The organism is Aminipila sp., assembly GCF_032051575.1.
GTDB lineage: Bacteria > Bacillota > Clostridia > Peptostreptococcales > Anaerovoracaceae > Aminipila.
Window position 1 is genome coordinate 167,265 of the sequence record NZ_DAMBYD010000005.1, and the last position, 23,229, is coordinate 190,493.

At 33.9% G+C, this 23,229-nt stretch carries 18 protein-coding genes and 2 tRNA genes; 2 read left to right on the plus strand and 18 right to left on the minus strand.

Annotated features, from left to right (window positions below):
* Nucleotides 1–9: 9 nt before the first annotated feature.
* From aspS to RTW14_RS08480, 16 genes are all read right to left on the minus strand, one after another.
* The gene (aspS, locus tag RTW14_RS08405) at nt 10–1,776 is read right to left on the minus strand and encodes an aspartate--tRNA ligase (RefSeq protein ID WP_312649431.1); all 1,767 of its coding nucleotides are present in this window, start codon (nt 1,774–1,776) and stop codon (nt 10–12) included.
* 17 nt (nt 1,777–1,793) lie between these two features.
* On the minus strand, nt 1,794–3,047 hold the full coding sequence (hisS, locus tag RTW14_RS08410; protein ID WP_312649432.1) for a histidine--tRNA ligase: 1,254 nt from the start codon (nt 3,045–3,047) through the stop codon (nt 1,794–1,796).
* Between the two features lie 4 nt (nt 3,048–3,051).
* Nucleotides 3,052–4,443, minus strand: coding sequence for a coproporphyrinogen dehydrogenase HemZ (hemZ, locus tag RTW14_RS08415; protein WP_312649434.1), 1,392 nt, complete (start codon nt 4,441–4,443; stop codon nt 3,052–3,054).
* Complete coding sequence (locus tag RTW14_RS08420) at nt 4,436–5,056, minus strand: MBL fold metallo-hydrolase (RefSeq protein WP_312649436.1); 621 nt, start codon at nt 5,054–5,056, stop codon at nt 4,436–4,438. The genes hemZ and RTW14_RS08420 overlap by 8 nt, the downstream gene beginning before the upstream one ends.
* A 23-nt stretch (nt 5,057–5,079) precedes the next feature.
* Nucleotides 5,080–5,529: a D-aminoacyl-tRNA deacylase gene (dtd, locus tag RTW14_RS08425; protein WP_312649439.1), complete on the minus strand. Its 450-nt coding sequence runs from the start codon at nt 5,527–5,529 to the stop codon at nt 5,080–5,082.
* A gap of 49 nt (nt 5,530–5,578) precedes the next feature.
* Nucleotides 5,579–7,774, minus strand: coding sequence for a RelA/SpoT family protein (locus RTW14_RS08430; protein ID WP_312649441.1), 2,196 nt, complete (start codon nt 7,772–7,774; stop codon nt 5,579–5,581).
* A gap of 35 nt (nt 7,775–7,809) precedes the next feature.
* Complete coding sequence (gene secD / locus RTW14_RS08435) at nt 7,810–10,020, minus strand: protein translocase subunit SecD (RefSeq protein WP_312649443.1); 2,211 nt, start codon at nt 10,018–10,020, stop codon at nt 7,810–7,812.
* A 202-nt stretch (nt 10,021–10,222) separates the two neighbouring features.
* Nucleotides 10,223–10,588 (minus strand): TIGR04086 family membrane protein, encoded by a 366-nt coding sequence (locus RTW14_RS08440; protein ID WP_312649446.1) that lies wholly within the window; start codon nt 10,586–10,588, stop codon nt 10,223–10,225.
* A 120-nt stretch (nt 10,589–10,708) separates the two neighbouring features.
* Nucleotides 10,709–11,149, minus strand: a complete 441-nt coding sequence (yajC, locus tag RTW14_RS08445; RefSeq protein WP_312649448.1) for a preprotein translocase subunit YajC — start codon at nt 11,147–11,149, stop codon at nt 10,709–10,711.
* Between the two features lie 62 nt (nt 11,150–11,211).
* Nucleotides 11,212–11,298: transfer RNA gene (locus RTW14_RS08450), tRNA-Leu, on the minus strand.
* A gap of 78 nt (nt 11,299–11,376) precedes the next feature.
* Nucleotides 11,377–11,458, minus strand: a tRNA-Leu gene (locus RTW14_RS08455).
* A gap of 63 nt (nt 11,459–11,521) precedes the next feature.
* Nucleotides 11,522–13,192, minus strand: a complete 1,671-nt coding sequence (locus RTW14_RS08460; protein WP_312649449.1) for an ABC transporter substrate-binding protein — start codon at nt 13,190–13,192, stop codon at nt 11,522–11,524.
* A 13-nt stretch (nt 13,193–13,205) separates the two neighbouring features.
* Entirely contained in the window at nt 13,206–13,793 is a 588-nt protein-coding gene (gene coaE, locus RTW14_RS08465) for a dephospho-CoA kinase (RefSeq protein WP_312649452.1), read from the minus strand.
* Nucleotides 13,794–13,811: 18 nt separating this feature from the next.
* Nucleotides 13,812–16,544 carry a DNA polymerase I gene (gene polA / locus RTW14_RS08470; protein ID WP_312649454.1) on the minus strand — a complete coding sequence of 911 codons (2,733 nt, stop codon included), beginning with the start codon at nt 16,542–16,544 and terminating at the stop codon, nt 13,812–13,814.
* Nucleotides 16,526–17,407, minus strand: a complete 882-nt coding sequence (locus tag RTW14_RS08475; RefSeq protein WP_312649456.1) for an anti-sigma factor family protein — start codon at nt 17,405–17,407, stop codon at nt 16,526–16,528. Before RTW14_RS08475 ends, polA begins: the two co-directional genes overlap by 19 nt.
* A gap of 79 nt (nt 17,408–17,486) precedes the next feature.
* Nucleotides 17,487–18,062 carry an RNA polymerase sigma factor gene (locus RTW14_RS08480; RefSeq protein ID WP_312649459.1) on the minus strand — a complete coding sequence of 192 codons (576 nt, stop codon included), beginning with the start codon at nt 18,060–18,062 and terminating at the stop codon, nt 17,487–17,489.
* Nucleotides 18,063–18,215: 153 nt separating this feature from the next.
* Here RTW14_RS08480 and RTW14_RS08485 point away from each other — a divergent pair, with 153 nt between their 5' ends.
* A complete protein-coding gene (locus tag RTW14_RS08485; RefSeq protein WP_312649461.1) occupies nt 18,216–19,016 on the plus strand; it encodes a histidinol-phosphatase HisJ family protein in 801 nt (266 codons plus the stop codon).
* A gap of 19 nt (nt 19,017–19,035) precedes the next feature.
* A complete protein-coding gene (locus tag RTW14_RS08490) occupies nt 19,036–20,331 on the plus strand; it encodes a hemolysin family protein (RefSeq protein WP_312649463.1) in 1,296 nt (431 codons plus the stop codon).
* Between the two features lie 31 nt (nt 20,332–20,362).
* Here RTW14_RS08490 and RTW14_RS08495 read toward each other — a convergent pair whose 3' ends face one another.
* Complete coding sequence (locus RTW14_RS08495) at nt 20,363–21,322, minus strand: P1 family peptidase (RefSeq protein ID WP_312649466.1); 960 nt, start codon at nt 21,320–21,322, stop codon at nt 20,363–20,365.
* A 52-nt stretch (nt 21,323–21,374) separates the two neighbouring features.
* Entirely contained in the window at nt 21,375–23,015 is a 1,641-nt protein-coding gene (locus RTW14_RS08500; RefSeq protein ID WP_312649468.1) for an OPT/YSL family transporter, read from the minus strand.
* Nucleotides 23,016–23,229 lie beyond the last annotated feature (214 nt).

Genomic DNA, 23,229 nt, shown 5'->3' on the forward strand with positions numbered 1-23,229 from the left:
GAACAAATTTTAACCTTTGATCTTTATACTAAGTTCTTCAAGCTGATCTTCCGGTACACTAGTAGGGGCATCACTTACCATACACTGCGCTGCCTGATTTTTAGGGAATGCCATAACTTCTCTAATGCTGTGTTCTCCGGACAGAAGCATTACCAGTCTGTCAAGCCCATAAGCTAAACCACCATGAGGAGGTGTACCATATTTAAAGGCTTCCAACAAGAAACCAAATTTGCTTTCACAAACTTCTTTACTTAATCCAAGTACTTCAAACATTTTTGCCTGAAGGTTCTTATCATGAATTCTGATACTGCCGCCACCAAGTTCTACACCATTAAGAACAATATCGTAAGCCTGAGCCTTAACCTTTCCAGGTTCCGTGTCAAGCATCGGTACGTCTTCAAGTCTAGGACATGTAAATGGATGATGCATAGCAGAATAAGAATCTGTTTCGTCATCATATTCAAATAATGGGAAGTCAACAACCCATAAGAAATTGTATTGTGTATCATCAAGAAGACCAAGTCTTCCAGCAATTTCTCTTCTAAGGAATCCAAGTGTATCAAATACAATCTTGGCTTTATCCGCAGCTATTAGAATTAAATCTCCTGTTTTTGCATCAAATACTTTTGCAATTTCAGCCAGCTGTTCCTGAGTAAAGAATTTATTTACAGAAGAATTAATTTCACCTTCGGCTAATCTCATCCATACAAGACCTTTTGCTCCGTAATGCTTTGCAGCATCAGTAAGCTTATCTAAATCTTTTCTGCTGAAATGTTCAGAACCACTATCAATGTTAATGCCTCTTACATCACCATTCTTTTCTAACGCATCAGCAAAAACTTTGAATTCAGTCCCTGCTACTACATCATTCAGTTTTTTCAGTTCAAAACCAAATCTGGTATCTGGTTTATCACTTCCGTATCTTTCCATAGCTTCATCATAAGGAAGTCTTAAGAATGGAGTCTGAATATCAACATTCATGATTTCTTTCATTACTCTCTTTAGAAAACCTTCTTGAATTTCAATTACATCATCCACATCAACAAAAGACATTTCAAGGTCAATCTGTGTAAATTCAGGCTGTCTGTCAGCTCTTAGGTCTTCATCTCTGAAGCACCTAGCTATCTGCATATACCGATCCGTACCACCTACCATTAAAAGCTGTTTGAACAACTGTGGTGATTGCGGTAATGCATAGAATTGACCTGGGTTAACTCTGCTTGGTACAAGATAATCTCTCGCGCCTTCCGGTGTTGGCTTATTAAGAATAGGTGTTTCAACTTCAGTAAAACCCTGACTATCAAAATAATCTCTTGCAAGTTTTGCTATGCTATGTCTGAAAGTAAGGTTTTTTTGCATCTTAACCTTTCTTAAATCTAAGTATCTGTATTTTAACCTTAAATTATCATCAACATTATCATCATCTTTAATGTAAATTGGTGGAGTTTCTGCTTCTGAATAAATCACTAAGTCATTCGCAAAAACTTCAATATCTCCTGTAGGAATATCCGGATTTTTTGATTGTCTTTCTTTAACTATACCCTTAATTCCAACAACATATTCACTTCTAAGTTTGTCCGCACATTCAAAAAGCTCTTGAGGAATTTTATCATCAAAAACAACCTGAACAATACCAGTCTTATCTCTTAAATCGCAGAAAATAAGGCCTCCAAGATTTCTTCTTTTTTGAATCCATCCATTTAATACAACACTTTCATCAATATTGCCTGAATTCAAAATGCCGCACATGTGTGTTCTCTTAAAAACATTGCTCATTATTTATATCTCCTATCTTACTTTTTTAATTCCTCAATAATATTATCAATTGCAACAACCCTCTGCTCTGATGTAGCCATTGTCTTAATGGTAAGTTTGCCTTCATGAAGTTCATTGTCTCCAATTACAACCGTATATTTTGCATGAATTCTATCTGCATATTTAAACTGTCCCTTGAAATTTCTTGCAAGAAGATCCATTTCAGCTTTTACACCTTCTAATCTCAGTTTTCTCATAAGTGAAAGTCCATATTCTTTAGCCGGTTCACCCATAACTGCAATAAATACATCTACAGGTTCTGGTTCAGGGATTTCAATTCCATTAGCTTCCATAGTCAACAATAATCTTTCAATTCCAAGCCCAAATCCAACACCAGGAGTTGCAGGTCCGCCAATTTGCTCAATAAGGTGATCATAACGACCCCCACCACATACTGTACCCTGTGCACCAATTTTATTAGATACAAATTCAAATGCAGTTTTTGTATAATAGTCTAGTCCTCTTACAATACCAGGGTCTACAATAAATTCAACACCCATAGCGGTTAAATCTTTTTGTAAATCTCCAAATGCCTCGCTGCATTCATCGCATAAGTAATCCAGCATCATTGGCGCTCCCTTGCCTAACTCCTGACATATTTCAGATTTACAGTCAAGAATTCTTAAAGGGTTTTTTTCATATCTGTTTTTACATGTATCACATAGTTGGTCATACTTTGGCTTTAAAAATTCTTTTAAAGCCGTTCTGTGCTTTTCTCTGCATTTTGGGCAGCCAATGCTGTTAATTCTTAGCTCTAGATCTTTAATTTCCAAAGAATTTAAAAAATCATATGCAAGACAGATTACTTCAGCATCCGCCATCATATTATTTGTTCCAAAAATTTCAATACCGAACTGATGAAATTCTCTAAGTCTTCCAGATTGTGGCTTTTCATATCTAAAACAAGGTATATCGTAATACATTTTTGTGGGTTGAACTTCAGCAAACTGCTTATGTTCAACAAAAGCTCTTACAACTGGTGAAGTACCTTCTGGCTTTAAAGTAATACTTCGTTTTGCATAATCTTCAAAGGTATACATCTGCTTTTCTACAATATCAGTAGTATCGCCAACACCCCTTGTAAATAACTCTGTATGCTCAAAAATAGGGGTTCTCACTTCTTTGAATCCATATTTTCCACATATGTCAGAAAAGGCTTTTTCAACAAAATGCCATTTATATACCTGATTTGGCATAACATCTTTCGTACCCTTTGGCGCATTTGTTAACATTAAACTACCTCCTAAATAAATTATCGTCTTTTCTCTGTAACATTTCGTTCAATCTTGATATATAAATTTCAAAATTAGATACATTTGGAACCCGTTCCAGACGGTTCTCTTCTGGATAATATGCTTTTGATATTCCACCAGCACCAAGAGCAACAACCGTCTGATGCTCCTCCATTATCCTTATATTATAAATGCCCTCACATCCATTCTTGGCATAACCTACATTTTCTAAACTACCCGCCATGTGTTTCTGCCTATAAAGATAATACGGCTTATAATGGTTTTTATAAAGCTTGTCCTTTGATAAGGCAAGCATATCTTTTACTATCAAAGCTTGTTTATAATGAAAATCACTATCCACATCTATTAGTCTTGATGCTCGTTTAACTGCTAAAGTATGGACTGTAATGTTTTCAGCTCCAAGTTTTATCATCGTATCAATAGTCTTTTCAAAGTCTTCAAGCGTTTCTTCAGGAAGACCAGCAATAATATCTGTATTAATAATAGGAATTCCCACACTTCTTGCCATATTAAATGCGTTTAATATATCATTACTATTGTGAGCACGGCCTATTAGTTCTAAAGTTTTATCTTTCATTGTTTGTGGATTAATACTAATTCTTTCAATGCCATTCTTTTTTAACACTTGAAGTTTTTCAAGTGTTATCGTATCTGGTCTGCCAGCTTCTACAGTAAATTCTTTATTTTTGCTTAAATCATAAGCCCTGTTAATTTCTTGTAACAATCTGTCCAATTGTTCTGCAGTAAGTGTTGTAGGCGTTCCTCCACCTATATATATTGATTCCGGATACATGCCTATTTCTGCCATCATTTTACCAGTATGCCTGATTTCTTTATGCAAGGCGTCCATATATTCTTGGATTTTATCAGGTTCTGATTGATTAGAAGTAAAAGAACAGTATAAACACCTAGTTGGACAAAATGGTATGCCAATATAAAGTCCAACACTATTTTGTACTGGTATATCTAAAATTTCTTGCTGTTTTTGATATATATTACATATTAGAGAAATTTTTTCATCATTAAAAAGATAAAAATTCTTAAGCTTATCTATAACAAGTCCCATAGATCCCAGCTTATTAAAAAGTTCACCAACAAGTTTTACTGGTCTTACTCCAGTATGTATGCCCCATTCAGGCATTTTACCAGTTAAAACTGATAATTTTTTGTAGATAGCCTGTTTAAGAGCGTTTTTTTCTGTTTCATTAAATTCAAGCAACTGGCCAGTTGCATAATTAACCATTTCATTTATACCAGTTGTATCATTTTGATCTAAATCACAATATAAAGTATATTCTTCTGGTCGAAGGAATACTTTTATTAACTCATCGAATTCGTATTTATTTGTTATGCCCTTTAATATTATTTTATACAAATGGATTACTCCTCTTTTCAAGTCCTATATTTGTAGAACCCATATGCCCTGGATAAACCATGGTATCCTCTGGAAGAGTAAATAGCTTCGTATGAATGGCATTTTTTAGCTGAGGAAATGAGCCACCTGGAAAATCAGTTCTGCCAATTGACTGCTGAAATAAAGTATCCCCGCTAAATACTACATTGCCCAGTAAAATACACATTCCACCAGGAGTATGTCCTGGTGTATAAAGAAATTTAAGTTTCAAGTTGCCAATTTCCAGAGTATCATTATCATCAACCCAGATATCAGCTTCAAGTCCTATTTCTGTGCCGCAGCAGTCTCTTGACATATTTAATCTTGGATTAGCAAGAAATTCTTTTTCGTGAATGCAAGCCACTAACTTTGCATTTGGAAATAAAGATAAATAATCCTTAACGCCACCAATATGATCTCCATGTCCATGAGTAAGAATGATATACTCAACATCACAACGGTCTTTTTTTATTAAATTTTCCATATTTGGGCTGAATCCACCTGGATCTACAATGAAACCTTTATTCGTATCTTCGTCTCTTACATAATAAGTGTTTACACCCAAAGCTCCACTTGGTATACAATTTATCTGCATATACTCCCCACCTTTTAACACAATTAGAACAATTTTTTACTATCAAGTAATATGGTTACAGGTCCATCATTGTTAATTCTCACAAGCATATCTGTTTGAAAAATACCTTCTCCTGTAAAAATTCCTTTTTCTTTTATCTGCTTAACAAATTCATCATAAAGTTCCTTGGCTTTTTCTGGTCTGGCTGCTTTTATAAAACTTGGCCTTTTCCCTTTTCTTGCATCACCCAGTAAAGTGAACTGAGAAACGGCTAAAACCTGGCCACCAACATCCATTAACGAAAGATTCATTTTATCATCTTCATCTTCAAAAACCCGTAAGCCAGAAACTTTATCTACTATATAACTTACATCTTTTAGATCATCGGTATCCTCAACGCCTAACAGTACCACAAACCCTTTATTAATTGCTCCAGTAATCTTTCCTTCAACGGTTACATCTGCATCCGTTACTCTTTGTACAACCGCCCTCATGCTGCCTCCAAACTAATATGGTTTACATAATTTTTTTATCGTTTATTTTTTATGTTATAGCTCTATATACATCAGCTACACCTGGTACGCTTCTAAGCGAGCGTAAAACCTTTTCCATCTGATTTGTGTTTGAAATAGATAGAGTCATAGTAATGTTTATAATTTGATCTTTAGCACTCTTTGCATTAACACCTGTAATATGAACGTCCATATCTTCACAAACTCTGGAAAGGTCTGAAAAAAGTCCTTTTCGATCCTCTGAAAGAATGCAGATATCGGCATTATAAGATTTAGTGTCTTCATTTGCATCCCATTCTACTTCAATAAATCTATTTCTTTCAATTTCAGGCATAGTAAGTATGTTTACACAGTCTTTCCTATGTACTGAAATACCACGCCCTTTAGTTATAAATCCAACGATTTCATCTCCAGGTACAGGATTGCAGCACCTTGAGAAACGAATAAGGAGATTATCAACCCCCTTAACAGAAACCCCTGTCTGGTCTTTATTATTGTTTTGTTTTTTCTTTTTTTCATTTACAGTAATATTTGTTATGTTGTTTTCGGTTTTTTTAAGTTCCTCTTGTTTTTCCTCATGAAAATAGCCAATAAGAGTAATTGCAACCCTTCCCAAGAAAGCTCCACCATAACTCACCTGTGTAAATAAATCATCATGTGAAGTAAGATTTAAATTTTTAACGAGTTTATTAATATATGAATTTTTCATTATATGGATAGGATCATAGCCTTTTTTTCTTAGATATTTTTCTAGGAGGTCTTTCCCTTTTTCAACATTATCTGATTTGTTTTCTTTCTTTAAAAAGCCTCTAATCTTATTCCTGGCATGGCTGCTTTTAGCAATTTTTAGCCAATCAGTGCTAGGTCCCTTAGAATTGGATGAAGTAACTATCTCAACAATATTACCGTTTTCAAGTCTATGGTCAATTGGTACCATTTTACCATTAACCTTAGCACCAACACATTTATAGCCCACAGCTGAATGAATTTTAAATGCAAAGTCTAACGGTGTAGAACCTGCAGGTAATTCTATAACATCGCCTCCAGGAGTAAATACAAATACCTGGCTTGCAAACAAATCAACCTTAAGCGTTTCCATGAATTCTTTTGGATCATTCATTTCTTTTTGCCATTCAAGGGTTTGTCTTAACCAAGCCAGTTTTACTTCTTCTCCATTTACCTCTTTAGAGGATATTCCCTCTTTGTATTTCCAATGAGCGGCTATACCAAGCTCTGCGACTTTATGCATATCATAAGTCCTTATTTGGATTTCAAATGGTTCTCCATTATCTCCAATTACAGTAGTATGCAAAGATTGATACATATTCGGTTTGGGCATTGCTATATAATCTTTAAATCTGCCTGGGATTGGTTTCCACATAGTATGAACTATACCAAGTACGGCATAACAATCTTTAATGGTATCAACTATAATTCTTACAGCAGTTAAATCAAATATCTCGTCTATCTGTTTATGCTGATATTTCATTTTTTTATAAATACTGTAAAAATGTTTCGATCTGCCATTTATATCATAATGGATTTTAAGATCATCTAAACTACTCTTTATTTCATCAATTACTTGATTAATTAGTTCTTCTCTTTCTTCCTTTTTTGCTTTTACCGCATTAACTAACTCATAATAAGCTTCTTTATCAAGGCATTTAAGAGCAATATCTTCTAACTCAAATTTCATAGTATAGATGCCCAATCTGCTTGCCAGTGGTGCATATATTTCAAGAGTTTCTCTACATTTATCAATTATCTTATTTTCATTCATATAATTGATTGTTCTAAGATTATGAAGTCGATCCGCTAGTTTAATGATTAGGACACGAATATCTTTAGACATGGCCAAAAACATTTTTCTAAGGTTTTCGGCCTGTCTTTCTTCTTTACTTTCAAAAACAATGGAACTAAGTTTTGTAACTCCATCAACTAGTAACATTATTTCTTCGCCAAAGTCTTCTTTTAAGTCTTCTTTTGTGTATGGAGTATCCTCGACGACATCATGAAGTAAACCTGCGACAATTGTATTTTCGTCCATACCAATTTCAGCTAATATTTTTGCAACTGCAACTGGGTGGATTAAATACGGCTCTCCAGATTTTCTTAATTGCCCTTCATGCATTTTTTCAGCTTTTTTATAAGCTTTGCTTATTAACTCCACATCGTAATTGGGGTTAATAGCGAAAAGGTCGTCTAAAAATTGTTCCATACTTAACATTTGATTTTCCTTTAACTGCTATACCTAAACTAAAACTAATTTGATTTTTTTGATAACTTTCCCTGATATTTAGCACCACCTGAAAACTTACTTAATTCATAAAATATAGGACTACACATAAAGATTGATGACATCGTTCCTACAAGAACACCAATAAATAATGGTAACATGAATTCTCTTATTGAACTTGAAGTTAGAACATAAAGAGGTATCATAACGACTAAAGTTGTTGTAGAAGTCATAATTGAACGGGAAAGAGTCTCGTTAATACTAACATCAATTAATTCTTCAAGTTTATTCTTCTTCATTATTCCTAAGTTTTCTCTGATTCTATCAAATATTACAATGGTATCATTTATGGAATAGCCTACAACGGTTAAAACACCTGCAATAAACGGACTGTTTACGGTTACGTGGAAAATTCCGTAAAATGCAATAACCGTTAAAACGTCATGTAACACACCCGCAATCGCAGCAACACCAAATTTCCATTGGAATCGAATGCTTACATAAATTAACATACCTAAAGCAGCAATCAATACTGACTTTACTGCATTATTTCGAAGATCTTTACCTACAGAAGGTCCAAATTGTTCTACGGATAATACATTTTTTTCTGTAATACCGTAGTCTTTATTAAATTGAGCTATAACCTTATTTCTATCCGCATTATCCAATGAAGTCATAGTTCTAATGATAATGTCAGTATTATTTTCACCTGCATATACTAAATTCGCTGATTTAATACCAACTGCTTCTAAAGATTGATCTATTTTAGTAAGTTCTACTTGTTTTCCCATGTCAAATTGCATCATAGTACCACCAGTAAAGTCTATACCATAGTTAAATCCTCTAACTCCACCTATAACAAGGCCAGTTATAATTACACAAGCCGCAATAGCATAATATATCTTTCTATGCTTAATAAAGCTAAATTGTCTTCTAATTGCAAACTTTGGTGTGTTGTCTTCATTCATTCCAAAGTATTTCTTAGTGCCAAAAGTTTTTGACTCACTAATTAAACCCAAATATAATTGTGTGATAATAGTTGCAGTAAATATACTTGCCACAATACCAATCATAAGTGTCATAGCAAAGCCCTTAACTGAACCTGTACCAAACTGATATAATACTATTGCTGCAATTATTGTTGTAATCTGTGAGTCCATAATAGTACTTAAAGCTCTTCTAAAACCTGACTGTACAGCAACTCTTACAGATTTTCCATTTGTAATTTCTTCCCTAATCCTTGTAAAGATAATAACGTTTGCGTCAACTGCCATACCTACGGAAAGAATAATACCAGCAATGCCCGGCAATGTTAAGACACTACCCATGAGAGCCATAACCCATAGAATAATTAATACATAAAGTAATAAAGCAATATTTGCTGCAACGCCCATTATTCCGTAAAATACAAGCATAATAATAATAATTAATGCAATTGCAATAAGTCCTGCTATTACACTCATCTCAAATGCATTATAGCCAATTGTTGCAGTTTGTGTAGATGTATTCACTTCCGTCAACGCTACTGGCAGAGAACCGCCTCTGATTAAAGCTGAAAGGTTAGTTGCTTCATCCTGAGGGAAACCACCAGCTCCTCCTGTAATAATAGCCTGTCCATTCTGAATAACAGAATTTACAACAGGAGCAGAAATAATCTTATCATCTAAAACAATAGCAATAGCTTTAGGAAGAACATTTGGAATTTTAGCTTCTACAGTTCCTGATAATGCCTTTTGTGTAGCCTGTGCAAAAGCATCCGTACCATTCTTATCAAATTCTAGTGAAACAGCATATCCACCATTTTCTTTATCTGCTGTAATTCCAGCGTCTTTAACCATGCTTCCGTCAAGTACCATGGTGCCATCGGCTAAAAAGAATTGTAACTGAGCAGTTCTTCCAATCTGTTTGATTGCTTCATCTGCATCTTCTGCACCTGGAAGCTCAATTCTGATTCTTTTTTGACCTTCAATGGTTACTACTGGTTCAGATAGACCCATTTGGTTTACTCTCTGCTCAATAACAGCTTGTGTTTGTTCCATTAATTTTTTTAGTTCATCACCAGTGGCTTTTGTTTGTGCTTCCATAACGACATAAACGCCACCCTTGATGTCTAGACCCAGCTTTATTTTATCTTTAATGGCTGGAATGGGTCCTGCACCTAATATGGTTACTGCCCACCCCAACAGAATAATAATAATTACAAAGACCGATAAAGCTTTTCTCATTTGTACGCTCATTTTAATTTTCCCCTCTATTTTCTAATGTTTTATCATACAAGCTTCCCGCAGTATGATTTATTGCTGATTTCTCATGGCAAAGCCAAATGTATTGTAATCAACATTATATAAAATACTACACCTAGTATTTATAATCAAAAGTACTTCATATTATTTTACTACTTTTTGCGTATTTCCACAAGTACAAATCACTGCAAAATAGCTATTTTTTCGCATTTACACCTATTATACCGCCAATACCGCCAACTATTACAGGAATCATATATTGTATATTAAAGCTATCCAATGTCAGATCTTGAAAGTACGTACAGTTTATACCGAAAATAATCAAAAAAACAAAAATAGTAGAAAAGCCTATCGCGGACATAAGTCCCCTTTTTCCTATTAATTTCCCCGAAAATATGCCCAAAAACAATGTAGCGATGCACATTGCTACAATTAAATAATAAATTGAGAAGCTTTCAGGCATTGATGTGAATTTAATAAACATTGTGATTGCAACAGTTAAAATTAAAAATATAATAAAAGCTATTAAATAACCTTTCACTAGTTTACAAATAAAGTTCATAATATTCCCTCCTAATATTTTACAAGATTTACACTGTAGATATTCTTAATTATATTGATTTTTAAAGGGAATCAGAACTAAAAAAAACCCCTGCAGTTATTGCAGGGGAAATAATCTTTTTTATTTTTCTTCAACTTCTTCTACAGGTGAACTTTCCTGAGCAGTATTTTCTTCCATTATTGTGGGTTCTGCTTCATTTTCTTCACTAGCTTTCTTCATTCTTTTAGGAAGTGCTTTTTTAGGAGCTTCTTCAGTCTCTTCAACAGGTTTAGCCTTCTTTGAGGAAGTCTTGGATTCATCACTGTTTATGACCTTAGAAACAGACCATTTCATCATTTCAAATTTAAGCTTTTCAGCTCCAACCTGGATAACGATTGTTTCTTCTTTTACTTTAACTACTTTTCCGCAAATACCACCAATGGTAATTATTTCATCACCAGCTTTAATATTGCTTCTCATTTCATTAACTGCTTTTTCTTTCTTCTTCTGCGGTCTGATTAACAAGAAATACATGATTAGTATTAAAAGAACCAACGGCAATAAACTTTGTAACGATCCCATTTCGTAACTCCTCCTTGTGTAATATCTAAAATCAAAATGTGATTAACTTGTTAATAAAAAAATGGTGCCGGCGATGGGGGTCGAACCCATACGGTGTTGCCACCACGGGATTTTGAGTCCCGCACGTCTGCCAATTCCATCACGCCGGCGCATTGTTATAATTGTATCATAACACTTTCTAAATTTCAAGTACAAATATATTATTAAAAATAATTATGTCCAATTAATGGTGCGCCCGACCAGACTTGAACTGGTACGATTGCTCACACGCCCCTCAAACGTGCGCGTCTGCCATTCCGCCACGGGCGCAAACCATAAATCACGAAAATTATAATAGCATAATTTCAAAAAAAAGTAAAGAGTTTATATGGATTATTCATCTTCCAAAGTCTTGTTTGTATTGGAATCAACAATTACTGATGTCTCTGATACTGGATATTTGCAATACCAGCTTTCACAGTCATTGTAAACATTGTTAAACATATAACTATTATTATTTCCATTCAAGCATTCTGCATTCAAAGCCCCATATGTTTTGTATAAAATACAGTAATATGGTAACTCATCTATGATTATATCTTTTATAGCTTTGATATTTTCTACTTTTTGTTCCTGTGTTATTCCTGATTTTAATTTATCCAAAAGTTTATCAACCTTTTCATTTGAATAACCAATTGCATTATTATAATTTGAATGAAGCAGGCTCCTCAAATCGTAAGTTTCATTAATCTTCATTCCACCTACAAATATATCATAATTCTTTGAGTGTAACTTACTATTAAAATCTGCTAAATCAGTAGCATAAGTGATACGACTTGAAATAGACAATTTGTCTATGGAAGCCTTTATAGCTTCAGCCGCTATTTTTCTGCTCTGATCTGCACCATTTACCAGTATATCCACAGTAAGCTCATTTTCATTTTTATCTTCTACATATCCATTTTCATCTCTATCCAGATAATTCGCTGATGTTAATAATTTCGTTGCTTTCTCTAAATTGTATTTATAATGATCACCAGTATTCTTAATGCCTAAATACCCTGGGAAATATATAGTGTCACAAGCTATGCCATTTTTATAGTAAGCGCTCTCATTTAAGGACTTAGTATCAATAGCATAAGCTATTGCCTTTCTGACTTTTTTATTTGCCATAGCCTCTCTTGAAAAATTATAACCTACAACTTCAACTTCATTTGAAACAAAATTAGAGGTGGTTATTTTTTTGTCAGAAACTAAAGTGTCTCTAGACAATTCTTCTAAACAACCTAAAGAAATATTATTTACTTCTAATAGAGGTATAACATCATCTCTCTCTGGTAAAACAGTAAAACACAACGTATTTTTTGGCTTTACACCAGTATAATTTTCATTTGCAACTAACTTTAATTCAGAAATATCATTATATTTTTCTATTGCATAAGCACCTGAACCAATAGGGATAAACTCACTTGAAGTAACCTTTGCAGCAGAATATTTCCCAAAGTTTCTCTCTGATACTATAGGGAATACGAAGTTCTCCATAGAAACATCACTTTTATCTTTAAATTTTACCACAACGGAATACTTATCATTTTTCTCTACTGATACAGACTTGATGTTGGATACGTAGCTACTATAAATTGTATTATTAGATGCAGCAGCAGCAATATAATTGTCAATAGAATATTTTACATCCTCTCCTGTGACATTAGATCCATTACTAAAATAAGAATCTGTTTTTATTTCAATGGTCACTGACATTTTATCAGCAGCATAATTATAGTTGCTAGCCAATCCATTTGTCAAAGACAAATTCTCATCTAAATTAAACAAACTTTCAAAAATCAATTTGCTAATCTGATAGGTGTCAGAATCCTTTGACGTAATAGGATTAAGAGTTCTGACTTTTTCCATAGGTAATTTAACCGTCTGAGATTCAGTATAAACCACTTTTTCTTTATCTGATTTATTCAATAAATTGTATACCTGTCCATGTTGGCTATAAACAATTATTCCAATACAAATCATTATAGCAAAACTTATAATTAATACTTTTTTAACCATATTCTTATTTTCCTTATTTACTTTCCAATAATTTGTCTATTTGTTCATACAAAGCTTCTGTAGTAGTGGAATTATCCAATACATAACTTGCTCTCTTATGTTGTTCTTCCCTGCTCATTTGTTTTTCTACTCTTGCCAGAACTTCCTCTCTTGTAGAGCCATCTCTTTTTATAACTCTTTCAATTCGGATTTCATCTGTAGCATCCACTACCCAGGTTTCATGTGATTTTTTATCCAGGCCAGTCTCAAAGAGTAATGGAGCATCAATAAAAATTAAGGTTTTACCCTCTTTGTCATATGACTCAATTTCTCTCAGAATAGTTTGTACAATTTCATTAAGCATAATATGGTCAAGCTTTTCTTTTTGTTCCTTACTTGAAAAAGCAATTGTAGCTAAGTGTTTCCTGTTTAAACTGCCGTCTTGGTTTAAAATATTCTTACCAAAACAATCAACAAGTGTAGACAATATTTCTGAAGCAGGTTTTACCATTTGTCTGGCAATTTTATCAGCATCTATGATGGGATAACCCCTTTGTAATAAATAATTTGAAATGGTTGACTTTCCACTTCCGATGCCGCCTGTTAGTCCTATTATTTTCATTACTGCATCACCTTCTACTTATTTTAAATCATACCAATTATCACCTTGATTTAACTCTACAGCAAGCTTTATTTTAAGCTTCATTGCACTCTCCATACAATCTCTCAAAAGAATTTCAATTTCTTTTGTTTCTTCTTCAGCTGTTTCTATAATCAGTTCATCATGAACCTGTAAAATCAGTCTGGATTTTGCATTTTTCTTATTAAGCTCCCTATACACTTTAATCATTGCCAATTTTATTATATCAGCAGCACTTCCCTGTATAGGGCTATTCATAGCAAGTCTTTCTCCAAGCTGCCTTACCATGTAATTACTTGCGTTTATCTCAGGGATAGCTCTTTTTCTTCCCATAATAGTAGCTGCATATCCCTTTTCTTTACAGAGTTGAATCTGTTCATCCATAAAGATTTTTACGTTAGGGTTCGTCTTAAAGTATTCATCTATATACTTTTCCGCCTCTTTCCTTGTAATGTTTAATTCCCCAGAAAGTCCAAAACCACTCATTCCATATATTACTCCAAAATTTACAGCCTTTGCATTACTTCTCTGTAATGTTGTTACATCTTCTTCTGGAACCTTAAATACCCTTGCGGCCGTTATTCTGTGAATATCATCTCCGTCATTAAAAGCATTAATTAAATGCTGCTCTTCAGCCATATGTGCTAAAACTCGAAGTTCAATCTGAGAGTAATCCGCCCCAACCAAAGTAAAATTGTCGTCTGACACAAAAGCTTTTCTAAGTTTTCTTCCCAGTTCCTGTTTAATAGGAATATTCTGTAAGTTAGGCTCTGTACAACTTATTCTTCCAGTAGCCGTTACTGTCTGCTGAAAATGAGCATGGATTCTTCCGTCCTCATGAACTAATGGAAGTAAACCATCAATATAAGTTCCCTTTAGCTTTGAAAGAGTTCTATATTCAAGGATGCAAGGAATTATGTCATGTTCATACTTAATTTTTTCAAGGATTTCTGCGTTTGTAGAGTAACCACGCTTTGTTTTCTTACCTGCAGGCAGTCCCATTTTTTCAAAAAGAATAACCCCCAGCTGTGCCGGAGAATTAATGTTAAATTCTTCCCCTGCATAACCATAAATGTTGCTTGTCAATATTTCTAATTGTTCAGAAATTGTTTCACCTGCAGTTGTCAGTTCTTTTTTGTCAAGCTTAAATCCGTAACATTCCATTGAAGCCATAGATTCTATTAAAGGAAGTTCTACGTCAAAATATACCTGTTCCAAATTTTCCTGTTTTAATCTGCTTTCTTGAATAAATCTTAATTCTTCAAGAACTTCAGCCCACTTTTTAGTATATGCCAGGTAACTCTCGCTTGAATCTCCAAAAAGATTTATTTGTCCATTAGCAGCCATAAATTCTTCTACATTTTCAATCTCACTATGAAGTAATTCAAAAGCTACAGTTTTCAATTCATAATTGCTTTTTGACGGTTCCAAAACATATTGAGCGATGGCACTATCAAAAACAGTATTAAAGAAAAAGCCCTGTTCATTAGGAATTTTTTGAGTTTTTGAGTTTAACAGTACTGTTAAAAGTACATAGTAATCATTTATTAAATAATATCCATATATTTTTAAGCTTTTTTCCACCATCCCAACTGCAAATTTCTTCAAAATATCAATATTTCCATCAGAGTCAATAAAAGCAATTACATTTGTTGACATAATTCCAATACCGTACACCATTGGTGCTGCCTTGTGATTATTGTCAGAATAAACCTTTATTGCTACTTCTTCTTGATTCTGTAGTTCTGCTAAAAATTTTTCTAATTCTTCCATAGAAGAAATTTTAATTAGTCTTTTTTCTACTCTTTCAAACTTTTGGATTTCAGTAGTCTTTTCAGAAAGTTTGTCTGTAGCCACTGTTAAGTCCGTTAATTTCAAACGTTTTAGAAGACTATTAAATTCTAATTTCACATACACTTCAATTAATTTTTCATAGTCTGCTTCCTCCATTAGGTACTCAGAAAAATCAATATCAATAGGTACATGTGTATTAATAGTAGCAAGTCTTTTACTCATCATAGCGGATTGTGCATTTTCTTCGATTTTTTGTTTTAGCTTTCCATTAGCCATGTTATCAACACTACTAATAAGTTGCTCTACTGAACCATATTCTAAGATAAGTTTTTGAGCAGTTTTTTCGCCTACACCTGGAATTCCTGGAATATTATCAGATTGATCTCCCATTAATCCTTTAAAATCAATAAATTGAGTTGGCGTAAATCCATATTTCTCTATCATCGCACTTTTATCATAAATTTCAAATTCAGAAATTCCTTTTTTAGTAATCAAAACCTTAGTTTTGTCAGTAGCAAGCTGTAAAGCATCTTTATCTCCAGTTATAATTAAAGGTTCAAGCTGCTCTTCTTCCGCTGTTTTGGCAATCGTTCCAATCAAATCATCTGCTTCATATCCCTCAAGCTCTATAATCTTAATGTTCATAGCTTCAAGAACTTCTTTTAAAAGTGGGAACTGCATGGCTAATTCAGGAGGCATTTTTTTTCTTCCTGCTTTATATTCCTCATATTCAAGGTGTCTGAAAGTAGGTGCTTTCTTATCAAAAGTAACTACTATGTAACCTGGCTCATAGTCATTTTTTATTTTTGTGAGCATATTAAGAAAACCGTACACTCCCTGAGTGTACAGCCCATTTTTCGTCATCATAGGTCGTTGCATAGCATAATATGCCCTATTTATTAAACTGTTTCCATCTATAATTACAATTCTTTTTTCCATATTTTACCATCCTTACCGTAATACACGGCATCTTCCTTTATTTCTTTTCCCTCAGAATCGGTTGTAGAAATTGTTAGATCAATTATCCACATGTCATCATCATTCTTGGTATAAGAATTTACTTCATAGTTACTTTCAACCAAAAGTTCATCAAGTTGTTTTAAATAGCTATTAAGTTCTTCATCCGTATCTTGAACATTTATCGATTTGAGCATTTGAGATTCACCACCTGAATTAAGTGGTGCTTCGGCCTGCTTAGGGGCATTTCTCAATTCATTTACAGTACCAGTTCCAGCACTAGGACTTTCCTCAACAGGAGCTTTATCAGCAGAAAAAGTTTGACTATTATCTACAGATTGTTTTGGCTGAGTATTGGTCTTATCAGAAGAAGTCGAATGTTCAACATTTTCATTATTTTGATTGTTTTGCTTCAACATTGTATCATTTGTTTGTGAATTTTCAGCTTTATCATCTGACACATAGTTATATTTTAAATTTTCTTTATTGAATTCATCTAAATTATTATTATACAATATAACCGAGAATAAACCAACTAGAAAAACCGCAGCTATTGAATATATTCTTTTCCATTTAATACTTTTCTTTTTCTTCCTAGTATCTTTTGAATTCCTGATATTTTTTCCTTCAACTACTAAAGCTTCATGAAGTCTCTTATGGAAGGCTTCAGGGACAGGGACATCTTCAAGACTTGCGAGCTCTGCAATTACAATTTTTAATTCTTGTACGTCTTTCCTGCATTGGGCACAGTTCTGTATATGTTCCTGTATTTCTTTCTTTATCTCTTCATCAAGTTCATTATCAATAAATGCCGATAAAAGTTCTTGTACTTCTAAACAAGTCATCCGATATCTCCTTTCCTATAATTTCATTTATTTATTTTAGACGAAAATTTAATGGTTTTGTTCCATTTTGATATTTTTTTCAATCTGAGTTGTTAGTTAAATATACTTCTTTAAAATTATTTCGTGCTCTAGATATTCGTGATTTAACGGTTCCTATAGAGCATTCCAATATTTCTGAAATTTCCTCATATGTAAATCCTTTTATATCTCTTAAAACAATGATTTCTCTATGATCTATAGGTATTTTCTCTAGGCAATCTAATATATATTCACTATGTTCTTTATTTAATATAACCGCTTCGGGTGGAGGTGTATTGTCAGGAATATCCAATTCTTTTTCATGATCATTTTCATCTAAAAGAACCGAGATTTCATTATGCTTGTTTTTGTTTTTTCGCAGAAAATCATTGCACGTATTGACGACTATACGATATACCCAGGTTTCAAATTTACTTTCTTCATTAAACTTAGACAAGTTCCGAAATATTTTTATAAAGCTCTCTTGTAATACATCCAAAGCGTCATTCTCATTTTTTACATATCGTAAAGCAATATTATATGCTTTTCCTTTGCACGACAAAATGAGGGCTTCAAAACTACCCTCGTCTCCTTCTTTAGCTTTTTTAATTAGTAAGCTTTCCTTCTCAGAAATCATAACGTCATGCTCTTTTCAATCTATCATTTTTATGATAATATATAGATTTAATATTACACATTAAATATTAGCTCTTTAAATTTTAATATAACGAAAAGCCAATATATTTTATTATACCAAAATTTACTCATATTGCACAAGGAGATTATAAACATGTACGATTATCATACTCATTCTTTTTTTTCTGATGATTGCGGTATACCAACAAAAGATATGATAGAAGCCGCTATTCTAAAAGGAGTTAAGGAAATGGCTATCACAGATCATTATGATCCTGATTACCCTGACTCTGAATATCCTTTTATTATAGCCTTTGAAAAATATCATGAAACATTATTAAAGGTAACAGAAGAATATAAAGATAAAATAAAAATAATTAAAGGACTTGAAATAGGCATACAACATGGAGAAACTATGCATAAATGCCGCACTGCTGCTAATTCATTCCCTTATGATTTTTTACTGGGTTCTTTCCACTGTACAGATAATAAGGACCTATATATGGGATATTTTACAGAAGGTGTTGATATACCTAAAGCCTTTGAAAGGTATTATGAATATGCTTTTGAATGCTTAAAAGATTATACTGATTTTGATGTTATGGGCCATATAAATGTAGTAGATCGATATGTTCCCTTTGATAAAATACCAAAATATACACCTTATATGGATACGATTGAATCCATTTTAAAAAGATTAATTGAGAATAATAAAGGCATTGAATTTAATTCATCCTGTTATAGATATCTTTCACAGGGAAGAACTACACCTACACTAGAAATTTTATCTTTATATAAAGATTTGGGCGGTGAAATTATAACTTTTGGTTCTGATTCTCACAATCCTAGCTGTATAGCAGGCCACTACAAGGATGGTATTGAACTCCTTAAAAAAATTGGATTCAAATATCTCTCTACATTTGACAATAGAAAAGTTAATTTTGTGAAACTATAGAAAAGAAGGAAAATAATTTATGATTAATTTAATTAATATTATTATTGTATTGTTACTTGTGTTCATGAATGCATTTTTTGTGGCTACAGAATTTGCCATGGTAAAAGTCAGAAAGTCAAGAATAGAGACCTTAGCTGATAATGGAAATCATAGTGCAAAACATACTTTAACTATTGTAAGAAATTTAAATTCATATTTATCTGCATGTCAGCTAGGCATCACTTTAGCATCTCTAGGCTTAGGATGGGTTGGCGAGCCTGCAATCGCTAAAATGCTGGAACCTCTGTTTGAATTATTAAATATTTCAACTAGCATGGTCCATTCAATCTCATTTATTCTGGGATTTTCCATTATTACTGCCTGTCATATTGTTCTTGGCGAATTAGTTCCCAAATCACTGGCAATTATTACTGCTGAAAAAATTGCATTATATACTGCTCTGCCGTTAATCATGTTTTATAGAGCAACATATCCGATTATGTGGGCCTTTAATCATACTACTAATTTGATTTTAAAGATTGTTGGTCTTTCACAAGTTGATGAACACGAAGCAGCACATACTGACCAAGAAATAAAACTGTTAGTTGAGGAAAGCTATAAACAGGGTTTGGTTGATAAGACAGAGTTAGCCCTTATTGATAATATTTTTGATTTTTCCGAGACAACCGTGAAAGATGTAATGATTCCCCGCACTGATATGTCATGTATTTTTATTGAAAACTCTTTTGAGCAAATTCTATCATATGCCTTAGAAAGACAACTGACTAGATATCCAATATGTAAAAAAGACAAAGATCATGTTATCGGCTTTGTGCATATTAAGGATTTATATAAGCAAAAAATCCTGGGAGGTAATCAAAATATAGAGGACATTATTCGTAATGTTAACTTTGTTCCAGAATCTATGTCAATCAGTCAATTATTAAAAATATTTAAAAAGGAAAAAGCCCAAATTGCTATAATAATTGATGAGTATGGTGGAACTTGTGGATTAGTAACCATTGAAGATGTTCTAGAAGAGATTGTTGGAGAAATTCAGGATGAGTTTAATGCAGAATGTAGTGAAATTACAGAAAATGAAGATGGTAGTTACATGGTAGTTGGCAAAGCCCGTCTTGAAGACATCGAAGAATTGTTAGATATAAGCATTGGCGCTGAAAATATCGATACCATCGGAGGGTGGGCATTTTCACAGTTGAATTCAAACCCAGAGGTTAACGATAAATTTATTTATCAGGATTATGAATTTATCATATCGAACTGTGATCAAAGAAGAATAATTCAACTTTTAATTAAAAAAGTAGAGAGCATGTGAGGCGGCTATAAAAGCCGCCTTTTATTTAATATTAAAAATCACATGCTGCTTTTAGCCCATATGCGGGTTCTGCATTTAATACAGCACTATTTATAGCTTTAGCCATTACATGGGTTGCTAATGCACCCAGGGAGTCTGGAGCTGCATCTACTTCACCTGTTGCCATAACAAATACAGAATCACCATCTGCCGAAGTATGGACCGGTCTTATTGCTCTAGCGTATCCATTATGACTAATAGAGGCTAATTTATTCGCCTGGGGTTTTGTCAGTCTGGCATTGGTAATGATACACCCAATAGTAGTATTACCGCTAAATACATTTCTGGAAGCTGATATCTCAGACAGCATAATCTCTTCTGTATTTGCAATTCTAGCTTTATCTTCGCTTAAAATTCCTGCAATTCTTTTACCTGTTTCAATATCAAGCACATCTCCCAGAGCATTAACAGCAACTACTGCCGCACATTGTATTTCCCCTGCCTGTACAGCATAAATACCAAGTCCGCTTTTCATAAGTCTTTCTATTCCTAAAAATTTTCCTACAGTTGCTCCTGTGCCTGCGCCCACATTACCCTGTGCTGGATTATTTTGTTCTGAGGCAATACAAGCGGCATACCCCATATCCTTATCAGGTCTGCATTTGCTATCTCCCACGATTAAATCAAATAGAGATGCTCCACATACAATAGGTACTACTCCAACTCCTACATCAAAGCCAATGTTTTTCTTCTCTAAATAAGCCATTGCTCCAGAGCAGGCATCAAGTCCATAAGAACTACCCCCGCTTAACATGACACAATGTATCTGCTGCACCATATTTTCAGATTTCAGGAGGTCGGTTTCTCTTGTGGCAGGTCCACCGCCACGAACATCAACCCCTGCCCATGCTCCCTTTTCACATATGATAGCAGTACAGCCCGTGCCGCCTTCCATGGACTGGGCGTGTCCTATCCTAACACCTTTTATTTCATTTATGTTAATCTCTTTCATAGTGCTCATCCTCCAAAACAATTATGGTACTTTATAAGTTCGTTTACTATAACTAGACCAAAATTCGAATAGCAACAATTAATGCTAAGATAACACCAACAACTGCTTCGCCACCAAGTAATCCTGACGCAATGATTGAGCCGGTGCCCTTCTTTTCAAATTCCGGAAACACTTTATCTGCAAATAGTCTAAGCATTCCACCTATAAATGCTGTAGCAGATAAATAAAATGGCAAGTATACTCCCAGACCTAGAGTCATAACAGGGAAATTTACACAATATAGTATTACCGCTAAAACTAATCCTATTATAAATGCTGGCATATGTGATATGCCCCCTACCATAGCTGCCACAGCACTGGCCTGTGCAGCAGGAAAAATCTCTGTTCCAAATACATGAGGACCATAAGCGTTCACAATAATCAAAAGGACTGCGACAGATACAAAGGCACCTATAATTGAGCCTACAGCTTCTGCAATCCATTGGGCTTTTGGGTCTGTATTTAATATATACCCTGCTTTAAAATCATTCATAACATCCCCTACAAGACCACAGGCAACGGCAACGGCAGCTGCAACCAAAAATGCTTCTGTTTGACCTATACTTGAAACTGCTTTAGCCGCAATTAGTACGATTATACCAAATATCTCCATAGGATTTATACCTGATTGACCAACACACTGCGCAGACATTGCTGTTGCCAGCCATATACCAAGTATAGTTATAATGGAGGCGACAATGCCCATATTAGCTAAGATTGTAAAGAGAAAAGCAATTACCATCATGACAATTGGCGCCCATCTTAGATGTACAATACTATCACCTATACTATCTTTTTTAAACATTGCGCCAAAAATTTCTTTTGCTTTAGGTAATATTCCTTTTATGATAATGCCTATACCCGTTCCAACCATTAAACCTATTCCTAAAGAAGCTTTTACTGAAGAGGCTGTAGCTGCATCCCATATACCAAAATACTGGCCCCCTATCAAAATACCAAAGTCTCCTATTATAGCGCCTACAAACCATATTCCAATAAATAAAGGTCCAATTATGTATCCAACGGAAATAAGCATTGGAGATAGCCAAATGCCCCCATAAGACCCATATGAAACCATCTTAGAATTCATAAAAGTTGCAGGAATTTTTCCAAGACTGTCTCTTAACACAGTAAAAATAGCACCAACCCCCATAGAAGCAAACAACATAACGGCTTTTTTACCTCCTGCATCACCTATTATCAGGGCTTCTGCTGCTGCTTGCCCCATAGGATAAGGAAGTTCCTTAGTAACAACAAAATATTTTCTAATTAGTGATGTAAATATCAGTCCCAATATTACACCACCCAAAGTTATTATTATAAGCGTTAATGGTTTGATTTCTGCATCTGGATTTAGCATCCAGATACCAGGCAATGTAAAAGCTAAACCTCCTGCTACCATTGCACCAGCTGACATAGCTGTATGAGTAACATTGATTTCATTGATATTGGTGGTTCCACATGCTTTCAGTGCAAACATAGAAACAAGAGCAACAAACATAATTGGCCAGGGTAAGGAACTAAGCTTTAGTGCAACAAACATAGAACTCATGGTCAAAATTATTGCACCAACGCTGCCAATAATTAATCCTCTGGCAGTTATTTGTTCTTTATAAGAACTAGCATACTTTACTTTAGTGTTTTGTGAAGACATTTTTCCCTCCTTAAATAAGAAATGTCCGCCCTTTTCCTCATAAAAAAAGCAGCCTGATTGAATCAGCTGCCTATGTTTCTGAACTTAAAAACATTGAAAGAATCATGATACTAGATTCTTCATATTTTTCTTTAAATTTGTCAGTCCCATTCCTTAGGATATAGGCTTCATAATAAAAAAATTAAATAATTTATATGGGTACAGTTACTGTTTA

Excerpts from the sequence above, each read along its gene's own strand:
- aspS (WP_312649431.1), bottom strand. The coding sequence starts at position 1,776 with ATGAGCAATGTTTTTAAGAGAACACACATGTGCGGCATTTTGAATTCA.
- hisS (WP_312649432.1), bottom strand. The coding sequence starts at position 3,047 with ATGTTAACAAATGCGCCAAAGGGTACGAAAGATGTTATGCCAAATCAG.
- RTW14_RS08420 (WP_312649436.1), bottom strand. The coding sequence starts at position 5,056 with ATGCAGATAAATTGTATACCAAGTGGAGCTTTGGGTGTAAACACTTAT.
- dtd (WP_312649439.1), bottom strand. The coding sequence starts at position 5,529 with ATGAGGGCGGTTGTACAAAGAGTAACGGATGCAGATGTAACCGTTGAA.
- RTW14_RS08430 (WP_312649441.1), bottom strand. The coding sequence starts at position 7,774 with ATGTTAAGTATGGAACAATTTTTAGACGACCTTTTCGCTATTAACCCC.
- secD (WP_312649443.1), bottom strand. The coding sequence starts at position 10,020 with ATGAGCGTACAAATGAGAAAAGCTTTATCGGTCTTTGTAATTATTATT.
- RTW14_RS08440 (WP_312649446.1), bottom strand. The coding sequence starts at position 10,588 with ATGAACTTTATTTGTAAACTAGTGAAAGGTTATTTAATAGCTTTTATT.
- yajC (WP_312649448.1), bottom strand. The coding sequence starts at position 11,149 with ATGGGATCGTTACAAAGTTTATTGCCGTTGGTTCTTTTAATACTAATC.
- RTW14_RS08460 (WP_312649449.1), bottom strand. The coding sequence starts at position 13,192 with ATGGTTAAAAAAGTATTAATTATAAGTTTTGCTATAATGATTTGTATT.
- coaE (WP_312649452.1), bottom strand. The coding sequence starts at position 13,793 with ATGAAAATAATAGGACTAACAGGCGGCATCGGAAGTGGAAAGTCAACC.
- polA (WP_312649454.1), bottom strand. The coding sequence starts at position 16,544 with ATGGAAAAAAGAATTGTAATTATAGATGGAAACAGTTTAATAAATAGG.
- RTW14_RS08475 (WP_312649456.1), bottom strand. The coding sequence starts at position 17,407 with ATGACTTGTTTAGAAGTACAAGAACTTTTATCGGCATTTATTGATAAT.
- RTW14_RS08480 (WP_312649459.1), bottom strand. The coding sequence starts at position 18,062 with ATGATTTCTGAGAAGGAAAGCTTACTAATTAAAAAAGCTAAAGAAGGA.
- RTW14_RS08485 (WP_312649461.1), top strand. The coding sequence starts at position 18,216 with ATGTACGATTATCATACTCATTCTTTTTTTTCTGATGATTGCGGTATA.
- RTW14_RS08490 (WP_312649463.1), top strand. The coding sequence starts at position 19,036 with ATGATTAATTTAATTAATATTATTATTGTATTGTTACTTGTGTTCATG.
- RTW14_RS08495 (WP_312649466.1), bottom strand. The coding sequence starts at position 21,322 with ATGAAAGAGATTAACATAAATGAAATAAAAGGTGTTAGGATAGGACAC.
- RTW14_RS08500 (WP_312649468.1), bottom strand. The coding sequence starts at position 23,015 with ATGTCTTCACAAAACACTAAAGTAAAGTATGCTAGTTCTTATAAAGAA.